A 12113-nucleotide genomic window follows, 5' to 3' on the forward strand; every position below is an offset into this window, starting at 1 on the left:
AGTGTGCGGTCGTAATGGTTGTAACAGCTTGCCGTAGTTCTGCCCGCAAAGCAGGACGAAATACATCGACATAAAAGGACGATTTCTCAGGCATGAACCGCAGACGTTTTATCAAAGCCTCTATGGCTCTCGCCGCAGCCTGCGGCACTCCGACCCTTGCCACTTTCTTTTCTCGCGCAGCTTTCGCCGCAGAATCCGATATCGCCGATGGCCGCACCACCGAGTTTGATTTTTCAGTGCTTCAGGCAATGGCTCATGACCTGTCGAAAAAACCGTGGAGCGGCGCGCCTCGTCCATTGCCGGATACGCTGGCAACGCTCACGCCGCAGGCTTATAACGCCATTCAGTATGACGCGGACCATTCGCTGTGGAATAACCTCGATAATCGCCAGCTCGACGTGCAGTTCTTCCACGTGGGGATGGGGTTTAAGCGCCGCGTGCGTATGTTCTCCGTAGATTCAGCCACGCACCTGTCTCGTGAAATTCACTTCCGCCCGGAGCTGTTTAACTACAACGATGCGGGGGTGGATACCAGGCAACTGGAAGGGCAGATGGATCTCGGTTTCGCCGGATTTAAAGCCTTCAAAGCGCCGGAACTGGCGCACCGCGATGTGGTTTCTTTCCTGGGCGCCAGCTACTTCCGCGCTGTAGATAACACTTACCAATACGGTTTGTCCGCACGTGGCCTTGCGGTAAATACCTTTACCGACCAGCTTGAAGAGTTCCCGGACTTCACATCGTTCTGGTTTGAAACGCCAAAAGCTGGCGACACGACGTTTGTGGTCTACGCGCTGATGGACAGCAAAAGTGTCACCGGGGCGTATAAATTTATCATTAGCTGTGAAGAAAAACGCGTGGTGATGGAGGTGGATAATCATCTTTATGCCCGCGAAAATATCAAGCAGTTGGGCATTGCGCCGATGACCAGCATGTTCGCCTGCGGCACTAACGAACGCCGTATGTGCGACACCATTCATCCGCAGATCCATGATTCCGACCGCCTGGCGATGTGGCGCGGCAACGGCGAATGGATTGCTCGTCCGCTAAATAACCCGCAGAAACTCCAGTTCAATGCCTATATGGACAATAACCCAAAGGGGTTTGGTCTGCTGCAGCTTGACCATGAGTTCGCCAACTATCAGGACATTATGGGCTGGTACAACAAACGTCCGAGTCTGTGGGTTGAGCCGCGCAACAAATGGGGTAAAGGCAACGTTTGCCTGATGGAAATCCCTACCACGGGCGAAACTTTAGATAACATCGTTTGTTTCTGGCAGCCGGAAAAACCGGTGAAGGCGGGCGATGAGCTGGAGTTTAAATATCGCCTGTACTGGAGCGGTCTGCCGCCGGTAACCACCGAGCTTGCTCGCGTCTACGCAACGCGCACGGGTATGGGCAGTTTCCCGGAAGGCTGGGCGCCGGGCGAACACTTTCCGGATAAATGGTCACGTCGTTTCGCCATCGATTTTGTTGGCGGCGATTTGAAAGCTGCGGCGCCGAAAGGTATCGAACCGGTTATCACGCTTTCAAACGGCGAAGCGAAGCAGATCGAAATTCTCTACGTCGAGCCTTTCGACGGCTACCGTATTCTGTTCGACTGGTATCCGACTGACGATTCCACCGCGCCGGTAGATATGCGTATGTTCCTGCGCTGTCAGGGCGACGCTATCAGCGAAACCTGGCTGTATCAGTATTTCCCACCGGCTGCGGACAAACGTAACTACGTTGACGACCGCGTGATGAAATAAGCAAAAGCCCCGCGGTTAACGTCGCGGGGCTTTTTTATCGCGTCTGCACATTACTCCAGCGGCCCGCCCATAATCGTTTCGCGCATGCCGGACAGCACCCGTTCGCCGGTTTCGCTTTTGAGTTCTTCATACCAGCTATGGGTGACCGCCATATCTTTTCCGTGCGTGACGTCGCAGCGTTTACGCGCTTTTAGCACCAAATCTTTCACCCGGTAAGCGCGCTTTTCCTGGTAGCGCAGCAGGGCGTCTTTCACGCCGAGAGAATTGGTTTGCACAGCGATAGCCAGCACGACGGCATCCTCCATTGCGGCGCAGCCGCCCTGGCCGATGTCCGGCGTGGTGCTGTGCCCGGCGTCGCCAAGCAGGGCGACGCGCCCGCGCACCAGTTGCATAAATGGCTCGATATCATGAATTTCTATGCGATTTGTGGTCTCCGGGTTAATGGCGGCAATGAGTTTTTGCACCGGCGCGGCCCAGCCGCTGAAATAGCGGGATAAATCTGTTTTCACCGTGGCGCGGTCTTCCGCCAGGCCTTTTGGCAGCGGCACATCGAAAAAGAAATAGAAGCGATTGCCGGCAACCGGCATCAACGACACGCGTTTGCCTTCGCCGACAAAAGTCGTCCACTGATTCGCAGGCGCGATAGATTCATCGATTTCAACCAGCCCGTTCCAGTTAACGTAACCTGCATAGCGGCGCTCGGTCTGGTGGCCAAGCACATAAGGGCGAATGACAGAATGGGTGCCATCGGCGGCTATCAGCAAGTCGCCCTCGGCGATTTGTCCGTCTTCAAATGTAGCCCGCACGCCGTCATCAAACTCTTCAATGCTCATCACCCGTTTGCCGAAATGAATCTCTTCGCGCCTGTAGGCATCAATCAGCATGTCCTGCAGTTCGGCGCGGGCGACGGGATAGGGGCGTTCGCCCACGCTTTGAATGAGCGGATCGAGGCTGAAACGCGTCATGGTCTGGCCGCGTAAATGCTCGTAATAGGCCATATACTCCATCGGCCCGCCTAATTGCTGAAGCGAGTCTTTCATGCCAAGCCAGTTGAGGCATTTCACGCCGTTGGGCCAGATGGAAATCGCCGCGCCCACAGGTTTTATCTCTTTGACCGCCTCATAGACTTCTGTCGCCATACCGCATCGCTTCAGGGCAATCGCTGCCGATAATCCGCCGATGCCGCCGCCTATAATTATCGCTTTCATCTCTGTCTCCTTTTAGTTACAGAGAAATAAAGCAACATTCGTACCAGAACTTTTGGGTCAGAAATGGCGCAGGTGAAACGTTAGTTTCGACGCGGCTTAAGCGGCGCCTGGTTAATTTTGGGGAACCGAAAAGGTGCAGGGCTAATTTTCTGCACCATAAAACATCCCTTCGAGCTTCATGCCATCGGGGTCGAGGAAGAAGACCGCGTAATAATCGGGATAATACTCGCCGGCGGGATCGAAAATAGTCACGTTATGTTCCACAAGCCAGCTTTGCAGATCGTCCACGTCCTGCCGGTTACGCAACCCCCAGGCGTAATGATGAAAACCTGGGTCTCCTTTGCGGTAAGGATGCTTAAGACCTTGTGGATCGGCCTGGCTTATCCACAGACGGGTTGTGCCGTTGGTCCAGCCCATCATGTCCGGATACTCATCAAGCACCTCGAAGCCAAGGAAGTTCATCAGTCCGGAATAAAACTGACGCGAGACAGCGAAATCGCTGACGGAAATCACCAGATGATCGACTGCGACAACTCGAGACATATGCTTTCCCCTTTTCAGAGCCTGTGCTAACTATAGACAATAGGTTCACGACTCCGGAGAAACACGTTGCAAGCGGCTGAAAACTGGCAGGATGATGCCATCAAACTTAACGAAAAAATTACGCTGCATTCTGTTCATGAACGCTATGCGGATGAATTATTCGCCCTTGTAGTGCGCAATAAAGTCTGGCTGCAAAAGGCGATGGAATGGCCGCAGTACGTGACAAAGATTGAGGACTCGCTCAAAACGGCACAGGGAAATTACATTCTGCACCATCGCGGTTATGCGAAAATGTTTCTGATTTACCAGTACGAAAACATGGTTGGGGTAATTTCTTTTAATCAAATCGAACCCACCAATAAGACGGCTTATATCGGCTACTGGCTGGATGAGCGCGCCCAGGGGCAGGGCATTATTTCGCAGGCGCTGGAAGCGATTATTGCAAAGTACTCAAGCGAAGGGCTGGTCCGCCGCTTTGTTATCAAATGTATTGTGACAAATGAAGCGAGCAATCAGGTGGCGCGGCGCAACGGATTTACGCTTGAAGGCTGTTTACGGCAGGCGGAGTTTCTTAACGGTGAGTTTCACGACCAAAATATTTACGCGCGCATTGTGGAATGATCAAAATACGCCATAAAACGGTGTTCTGGTTACCCGCTGCTCGCCGTTGATGGTTTTGATGCCGCGGATATGAATCAGCTCACCGCCAAATCCATCTATCACCGCTTTGTCGTAGACCTGCACGTTATTTTCGATAAGCACATTGCCCGTTACGCGCGCGCCGCCGTAAATCTGCACGTGGTTATCGAGCTGTACCGGGCCGCCGACGAGCGCCGCATCATCAAAAATGCGCACGTGATGTTTTAGCACGCAGTCGCCCTCGATGACGGCGTTGCCATAAACCTGCGAGGAATAGCGAATGGTTGGGATCTGGTCCTCTCCGCTGCCGGCAATAATGCGGGCGTTGTCAAAGATGCGGGCGCAATCGCAAATCCAGACGTTGTTTTCCTCGTTGCCTTCCAGCACGGCGTGACCAAATACCTCGGCGCGATGTTCTATGAACGCGTTACGGACGGCGGCATCGCCATAAATTTGTGCCTGATGGACTACACGGGAAGCGCTGACCACCGCGTTGCCGTAGATTTGCAGAAGCTGGTCTCGATCGGCCGTCAGACCCCGCACGGCAATAACCTGGCTGCCGTTCATCACTCGGGCATTTTCACGGACAAAGCACTCGCCGCCGATCAATGAATTTTCGACGACGGCATTTCCCGAAACGTGAGCCTGATGGCAAAGGGTAGAAGCACCGCGGATCTGCGCGTTGTCTTTGACATCGGAGCCGCCAAATACCCTGCATTGATTATCGTAAACCCAGCACTCGCCTTGCTGGCTCAGACTTGCTTCATTTTCAACCCACCCGCCGGTTTGCCCGGCTTTGACATCGCTGAAGTCCCGGAGCGCGCGGATTTGCCAGAGCCTGACCTGCTGTTTTTCGCCATCCTGAAGATAGTCATAAAGCTGCGAATCGTCGGTTAATTCATACTTATTCATTCGTTCTGCCTCTTAAACGCCTGTTTAAAACGTAGCAGGTAAATAGTCGACGTGGCGTTTCGGCGAGGAATCCCATAAAATGCATCTAAAATACATTTTAAAAAATAAACAAAAATGAATAAATCAGCTCTGCCCACGATGATTAATCTGCCCGCCGGGTATTTCGGCATGGTGCTGGGGATAATCGGTATGGGATTCGCCTGGCGCTATGCCGCCACCGTCTGGCCGGTTAGTCCATTGCCCGGCGAGGCGCTCGAAATGCTGGCAATGCTCATCTGGCTGATGCTGACGACGGCATTTGTCTACCGCCTGGTTAAATATCCACAGACGGTAAAAGAAGAAATTCTTCATCCGCTGATGAGCAGCTTTGTCAGCCTGTTTCCCGCAACGACGATGCTGGTGGCTATTGGACTTGCGCCTTATGTGCGGCCGATAGCGGTTGGCATGTTTGTCTTTGGCGTGGTGGTGCAGCTTAGCTATGCGGCATGGCAAAGCGCCGGTTTATGGCGAGGAAATCATCCGCAAACGGCAACCACACCGGGTTTGTATTTGCCAACGGTCGCCAATAACTTTATCAGCGCAATGGCGAGCGGGGCGCTGGGCTATCACGACCTCGGGATCCTGTTTTTAGGCGCAGGCGTTTTTTCCTGGCTCAGTCTGGAACCGGCGATTTTACATCGCATGCGTAGCGCCGGAGAAATGCCCACGCCGGTTCGCACCTCGCTTGGGATCCAGCTTGCGCCCGCGCTGGTGGCCTGCAGCGCGTACCTGAGCGTAAACGGCGGGCAGGCGGATTTTTTCGCCAAAATGCTGTTCGGCTACGGTTTGCTTCAACTGCTGTTTATGGCGCGCCTGATGCCCTGGTACATGGCTCAGCCGTTCAACGCCTCATTCTGGAGTTTCTCGTTTGGCCTCTCGGCGCTGGCAACCACCGCGCTTCATCTCGCTCACGGCAGCAATGACGGCATATTTACCGTTATTGCGGTGCCGCTGTTTATTCTTACTAATGTAATTATCGGCCTGCTGTTAGTGCGCACGTTTATCCTGCTGATGCAGGGCAAATTTATTTTACGCACGGCAAGGCCCATGAATAAGGAACGACTATGATTTCAAAACCTGAAAGCTATTACAGTGAAAAATACGGTTTAACGCCCACCCATTCTGACGTGGTTAATGCGGCAACGATTGTGCCGCCGGGTAAAACGCTGGATCTCGGCTGCGGCAACGGCCGCAACAGCCTGTATCTCAACCAGAAGGGGTTCGACGTCACCGCCTGGGATAAAAACCCGATGAGCATTAATAACCTTAATCAGATTATTACAGCCGAAGGGTTAAAAAATATCTCTACCGATATTGTTAACCTGAACGACCTGAAATTTGACGGCGAGTTTGACTTTATTCTCTCGACCGTGGTGATGATGTTCCTTGAGCGCGAAACTATACCGGGCCTTATCGAAAATATGCAGCGTTGCACCAAAGCAGGGGGTTATAACCTGATTGTGGCAGCGATGGACACCGAAGACTTTCCTTGTAACGTTGGGTTCCCGTTTGCCTTCAAAACAGGCGAACTGAGTCATTACTACAAAGGCTGGGAGCTGATTAAATACAATGAGGACGTCGGTCAGTTACACAAAACCGACGCTGACGGCAACCGCATCAAGCTGCGTTTCGCCACTATGCTGGCGCGTAAGATTTAATAAAGTAGCGGTGGATGGCGCGGGCGCTTATCCACCGCTACAAAATAGATTATTTAGCCGCCAGTAAACACAGCTTTAAAGCCACGTTATAAGAAGCTTCAAACGACTTCAGCGGTAAAAATTCAAATCGCGAGTGGAAATTATGCGCGCCGGTAAAGAAGTTTGGCGTTAATAAGCCTTTTGCCGACAGCGCCGCGCCGTCGGTGCCGCCGCGCATCGGGATAACTTTCGGCTCAATATTCAGTTCGTCTAGCGCTGCAAAAATTAAATCAATGGCCCGACGGTCGTCGGTGATGGCATTGCTGATGTTGCTGTAGGTATCGCTGATATGGTAATCCACTCGGGCCGTCGGGTACTGCGCGGCGATTTTATCGGCGACTTCACCAATCTGTTTTTTGCGGCGCTCGAAGTTAGCGAGATCGAAATCGCGGATGTTTGCTTTAAGCAGCGCTTCGCTCTGGGAGGCCTGCATGCCGTTAAACCAGATATAGCCTTCGCGTCCTTCGGTATGCTCCGGGGTTTGCCGGCGGTCGAAATGGCTGATGTAATCCATCGCCATCAGCAGCGGGTTTACCAGTACGCCTTTGGAAGACATCGGATGGCTGGTTACGCCGGTAAAGCGCAGTTCGGCGTGGGCGGCGTTGAAGTTTTCATACACCACTTCGCCTAATTCGCAGCAGTCGATTGTCCAGGCAAAATCAACGTCGAAACGCGCGAGATCCAACGCTTTCGCGCCGCACAGGCCAATCTCTTCGTCCGGCACAAACGCCACCACAATATCGCCATGCTTGTGCTCTGAGGTGAGGTTTTCCAGCATTGTCATCACCACCGTGACAGCCGCTTTATTATCCGCCCCCAGCACGCTTGTGCCATCGCTGAAAATAATTTCTTCACCGGGATAGGCTTTGATTTCAGGATGCTCAGCAGTGCGCAACCAGATGTCTTTCTCCGCGTTCAGGCACAAATCCTCGCCGGTAAAACGCAAGATCTGCGGATGAATATCCGGCGACAGGCCGACGTCAACAGTATCGATATGGGTGATAAACCCTATCCGCGGCGCGCCCGCCACGTTGCCTTTTTTCACCGCCGTGACCGTAGCGTGTTCATCAATGAGCACATCTTCCAGACCGAGTTCGCGCAGTTCCGCTGCCAGAATTTCCGCCATTTCATGCTGGCCTGCGGTGCTGGGTAGCGTATTAACGCGAGGGTCGCTCTGGCTGGTTACCGCCAGGTAGCGGAAGAAACGTTGGGTTAGCTGCGTGGAGAGCGGCGAGGACATAATGTTTCCTTATTGTTCGATGTTGTTTGTTGGCAATGTAAATTTAATGTTATTTATTAGGACGCTTAGTACAAGCATTATTCGTTCAGGGGCAGGATAACCAACAGGAAGATAGCGATGAAAATAAAAATTACCACGCTTGCGCTGGCGGTAGCCGCGCTTTCAATCAGCGCAGGCGCTGCAGCAAAAACGCTGGTTTATTGCTCGGAAGGTTCTCCAGAGAACTTTAATCCGCAGCTCTATACCTCCGGTACCAGCGTTGATGCCAGTGCGGTGCCGGTTTATAACCGGCTGGTGGATTTCAAAGTCGGCACCACCGAACTGCAGCCGAGCCTGGCGGAAAGCTGGGAGGTTAGCGAGGACGGCAAGGTTTACACTTTTCATCTCCGCAAAGGCGTGAAGTTTCAAAGCAACAAATACTTCAAACCGACGCGCGATTTTAACGCCGATGACGTGATCTTCTCGTTTATGCGCCAGAAAGATGCAAAGCATCCTTACCACAACGTTTCCAACGGTAATTATTCCAACTTCGAAAGCCTGGAGTTCGGCAAGCTGATAACCGCCATCGACAAGGTCGATGACAACACGGTGCGCTTCACGCTGGCTCATCCGGAAGCGCCGTTCATCGCCGATTTAGGCTGGTATTTCGCTTCAATCCTCTCGGCTGAATATGCCGATGCGATGCTAAAAGCGGGCACGCCTGAACGCGTGGATATGGATCCAATCGGCACCGGTCCGTTTGAGCTGAAGCAGTATCAGAAAGATTCGCGCATCCTTTTTACCGCCTTTCCGGACTACTGGCAGGGCAAGGCGAAACTCGACCGCCTGATTTTCTCCATTACGCCGGACGCCTCGGTGCGCTACGCGAAGCTTGAGAAAAACGAATGCCAGGTGATGCCGTTCCCGAACCCGGCGGATCTGCCGCGCATGAAGGAAAACAAAGACATCAACCTGATGCAAAAAGCGGGGCTGAACACTGGCTTTCTGGCCTTTAACACCCAGAAAGCGCCGCTGGATAACGTGAAGGTGCGTCAGGCGCTGGCGCTGGCTATCAATAAACCGGCGATTATCGAAGCGGTCTTCCACGGTACGGGGCAGGCGGCGAAAAACCTGTTGCCGCCGGGCGTGTGGAGCGCGGACGACCAGCTAAAAGATTATGATTACAGTCCGGAAAAAGCCAAAGCGCTGCTCAAAGAAGCGGGCTTCGCCAACGGCATGACCATCGATCTGTGGGCGATGCCGGTTCAGCGTCCTTATAATCCGAACGCCAAACGTATGGCGGAGATGATTCAGGCCGACTGGGCAAAAGTGGGCGTAACGGCGAAAGTAGTGACCTATGAATGGGGCGAATATCTGAAGCGCGTGAAAAGCGGCGAGCATCAGGCAGCCCTGATGGGCTGGACGACGGCGACAGGCGACCCGGACAACTTCTTCGGCCCGCTGTTTAGCTGCACCGCCGCGAACGGCGGTTCCAACTCGTCGAAGTGGTGCTATCAGCCGTTTGATAAGTTAATTCTGGAAGCTCGCGCTGAAGGAGATCACGACAAGCGCGTGGCGCTGTATAAAGAGGCTCAGCAGGTGATGCACGATCGGATGCCAGCGGTGATGATTGCTCACTCAACGATTTTTGAACCGGTGCGTAAAGAAGTCTCTGGCTATGAAATCGACCCGTTCGGGAAGCACATTTTTTATCAGGTAGAGGTGAAATAACGTTTTTCCTGACGGCAAAAAGCCCTGGCGTTTCAAGCGCAGGGCTTTTTTTATGCCGGTTTTAACGTTGCGTGGAACCGCGGATTTTTAATTTTCCCGCCATCGTCACCCGCGTAGCGTTATCCTCGCCCTGACAAATATACTCCACCGCCATGCGTCCCAGCTCGGTATAAGGCAGTTGTACGCTGGTGAGCTTCGGCGTTAGCTGATCGGCAATGCGCTGATCGTCATAGCTGGCCACCAGCACCTGTTGCGGTACTTTTATGCCAAGCTGAGCAAGCGCCTGATAACAACCCAGCGTCATCCAGTCGCTGGAGCAAAAAATGGCGTCCGGCGGCGAAGGGAGTTGCATGACCTGGCAGGTCGCACGCTGCGTTTCATCGATTTGCCAGTTAGTTTTGACCACCAGCTCTTCTTCGAAGGGAAGAGCGGCTTTTTCAAGCGCGGCTTTGTAGCCGGCAAGACGCTGGTGTGAGGCGTCCATCCATTCATCGCCGGTGATATGGGCAATGCGCCGGGCTCCTTGATCAATAAGATGACGGGTCACCTGCAGGGCGTTTGCGTAATCGTCGGGTAAAAAAGTAGGTTGCAGGGGATAGGCGCCATCATAAACGTTGAGCAGAACCAGCGGCAGCGAGGTGCAGTGTTCAAATACGGAAAAATCGATAGCGCTGGTGATAGGCGAGGCGAGAATAATCCCGGCGCAGCGCCGTTGTTCAAGCTGCTTGATAATACGCAGCGCCAGTTCGCTATCGTCGCCATAGTCATAAATCGTCAGTAGCGCATCGTGACGCCAGGCGGCATCCCGGGCCTGGCTTAACGCATCGACAAAGGGATCGTAGCTCGGCATCACGTTCATCAATACCGCAATTTCTTCCTGTCCTTCTGCTTTATGCGGCGCGGGGATTTTTTTATAGCCAAGCCGCTGGGCCACCGTAATAACCCGCTGGCGCGTCTCTTCACTGAGTTTGATGCTCTGCGCATTATTTAAAATTAACGATACCGCGGCCTGGGAAACGCCAGCCTCACGGGCGATATCGGTCATGGTAACTTTGCTTTTTTTTTCCATTGCTTTAGTCATCCGCTGCCTTTGCGCGAGAACTATAACACAGCGTGCTGGTCGTCACGCTGCGGCGGGGCGGGAATCGCTGGAATGTGATCCCGCCTGCAATTGCCACATCCTGTACTTGCGTCAGGCAAGGCAACTAATAAATATTAGCTAATATTATTAGTAGGCGCATTATACGGAGGACGTATGCGACAGCAGTGGACTAAGCAGCAGGCAAATGAGTGGCATCAGCAGCAGGGCTGGATGTGCGGTTTTAACTATTTACCGCGCACGGCGGTGAACTGGACGGATCTATGGCAGGCGGAAACTTTTGATGCTGAGACCATCGATGAAGAGCTGGGTTGGGCGCAAAACGTAGGCTACACCACGCTGCGCACCAATCTACCTTTCATCGTCTGGCAGCATGACCGCCAGGGGCTGGTAGAGCGCATCGACACTTTTCTGACTATTGCGGAAAAACACAATATTCGCGTTATGCTCACGCTGATGGACGACTGCGGTTTTTCCGGCGACGAACCTTATCTGGGCGAGCAGAAAGCGCCTGTCCCGGGCAAACATAACAGCCAGGCTGCGGCAAGCCCCGGGCGAGATAAAGTCTGCGATCCAGACGTCTGGCCAGAAATTGAACGCTATGTGCGCGACATTGTGAAAACCTTCCGCGACGACCGCCGCATACTTATCTGGGATCTGTATAACGAACCTGGCAACCGCGGCACCTTCGCCACCGGCGTTGAAGAGGTGCTTTATGATGAGAAGCTGGAGTCGTTTGCGCTGGAATTAATGCTTAAAACCTTCGAGTGGGCTCGTGAGGAAAATCCTTCCCAACCGTTGACCGTCGGCGCATGGCATTTAAATCTTATCGATAACGATCAGCCGGAAGAAGAGTTCTTCCAGCATCCAATCGACCAGGCCGCGCTGCGGTTGTCTGACGTTGTGAGCTATCACGCCTATGTCCCGACAGCCAAAATGGTGCGTGCGATAAGAGTAATGGAGCAACTGGGCCGTCCGATTATGTGCACCGAGTGGCTGGCAAGACATGTCGGCGGCAATTTCGAAGAGCAGCTACCTCTGATGCACGCATGCAACGTGGTGCCTTATCAGTGGGGACTGGTGCGCGGTAAAACGCAAACCCACCTGCCATGGCCGATTTATTTGAAAAAGCGCGAGGATTACGCTCATCTCTGGTTCCATGACGTTTTTGACGAGCACGGTATTCCATTCCGCCGCGCGGAAATGGATTTGGTCGCGCGACTCAGTAAAACAGGGTTACATCCTCGCGGCTAAATAACTTTCTCATGCTTCATCATA

Annotated in this window: 11 protein-coding genes; 6 read left to right on the forward strand and 5 right to left on the reverse strand. The window is 53.2% G+C overall.

The genetic code is table 11. The features are described 5' to 3' along the window. The first annotated feature begins 92 nt into the window (after nucleotides 1–92). A complete protein-coding gene (locus MUA00_RS18475; RefSeq protein ID WP_271124453.1) occupies nucleotides 93–1748 on the forward strand; it encodes a glucan biosynthesis protein D in 1656 nt (551 codons plus the stop codon). 50 nt (nucleotides 1749–1798) lie between these two features. Here MUA00_RS18475 and hpxO read toward each other — a convergent pair whose 3' ends face one another. Both hpxO and MUA00_RS18485 read right to left on the reverse strand, forming a co-directional pair. Continuing rightward, a complete protein-coding gene (gene hpxO, locus MUA00_RS18480; RefSeq protein ID WP_271124454.1) occupies nucleotides 1799–2956 on the reverse strand; it encodes an FAD-dependent urate hydroxylase HpxO in 1158 nt (385 codons plus the stop codon). A 141-nt stretch (nucleotides 2957–3097) separates the two neighbouring features. Then, on the reverse strand, nucleotides 3098–3499 hold the full coding sequence (locus MUA00_RS18485) for a VOC family protein (RefSeq protein ID WP_271124455.1): 402 nt from the start codon (nucleotides 3497–3499) through the stop codon (nucleotides 3098–3100). 66 nt (nucleotides 3500–3565) lie between these two features. Here MUA00_RS18485 and rimL point away from each other — a divergent pair, with 66 nt between their 5' ends. After that, a complete protein-coding gene (gene rimL / locus MUA00_RS18490) occupies nucleotides 3566–4120 on the forward strand; it encodes a 50S ribosomal protein L7/L12-serine acetyltransferase (RefSeq protein WP_271124456.1) in 555 nt (184 codons plus the stop codon). On the opposite strand, the gene ydcK is transcribed toward rimL, so the two are convergent. After that, nucleotides 4121–5050 carry a YdcK family protein gene (ydcK, locus tag MUA00_RS18495; RefSeq protein ID WP_271124457.1) on the reverse strand — a complete coding sequence of 310 codons (930 nt, stop codon included), beginning with the start codon at nucleotides 5048–5050 and terminating at the stop codon, nucleotides 4121–4123. Between the two features lie 114 nt (nucleotides 5051–5164). Here ydcK and tehA point away from each other — a divergent pair, with 114 nt between their 5' ends. Both tehA and tehB read left to right on the forward strand, forming a co-directional pair. Continuing rightward, nucleotides 5165–6157: a dicarboxylate transporter/tellurite-resistance protein TehA gene (gene tehA, locus MUA00_RS18500; protein WP_271124458.1), complete on the forward strand. Its 993-nt coding sequence runs from the start codon at nucleotides 5165–5167 to the stop codon at nucleotides 6155–6157. Next, a complete protein-coding gene (gene tehB / locus MUA00_RS18505) occupies nucleotides 6154–6747 on the forward strand; it encodes a tellurite resistance methyltransferase TehB (RefSeq protein WP_271124459.1) in 594 nt (197 codons plus the stop codon). The genes tehA and tehB overlap by 4 nt, the downstream gene beginning before the upstream one ends. Before the next feature lie 49 nt (nucleotides 6748–6796). Here the strand turns inward: tehB and pepT are convergent, their stop codons facing one another. Further along, nucleotides 6797–8026, reverse strand: a complete 1230-nt coding sequence (pepT, locus tag MUA00_RS18510; protein WP_271124460.1) for a peptidase T — start codon at nucleotides 8024–8026, stop codon at nucleotides 6797–6799. A gap of 117 nt (nucleotides 8027–8143) precedes the next feature. On the opposite strand from pepT, the gene MUA00_RS18515 reads away from it, so the two are divergent. Beyond that, complete coding sequence (locus MUA00_RS18515; RefSeq protein WP_271124461.1) at nucleotides 8144–9736, forward strand: ABC transporter substrate-binding protein; 1593 nt, start codon at nucleotides 8144–8146, stop codon at nucleotides 9734–9736. Between the two features lie 61 nt (nucleotides 9737–9797). Here MUA00_RS18515 and MUA00_RS18520 read toward each other — a convergent pair whose 3' ends face one another. Next, nucleotides 9798–10805 carry a LacI family DNA-binding transcriptional regulator gene (locus MUA00_RS18520; protein WP_271124462.1) on the reverse strand — a complete coding sequence of 336 codons (1008 nt, stop codon included), beginning with the start codon at nucleotides 10803–10805 and terminating at the stop codon, nucleotides 9798–9800. 186 nt (nucleotides 10806–10991) lie between these two features. On the opposite strand from MUA00_RS18520, the gene MUA00_RS18525 reads away from it, so the two are divergent. Then, nucleotides 10992–12089 (forward strand): cellulase family glycosylhydrolase, encoded by a 1098-nt coding sequence (locus MUA00_RS18525; RefSeq protein WP_271124463.1) that lies wholly within the window; start codon nucleotides 10992–10994, stop codon nucleotides 12087–12089. The last annotated feature ends 24 nt before the right edge of the window (nucleotides 12090–12113 follow it).

This window comes from Dryocola boscaweniae, assembly GCF_025215095.1.
GTDB classification, from domain to species: Bacteria; Pseudomonadota; Gammaproteobacteria; order Enterobacterales; family Enterobacteriaceae; genus Dryocola; species Dryocola boscaweniae.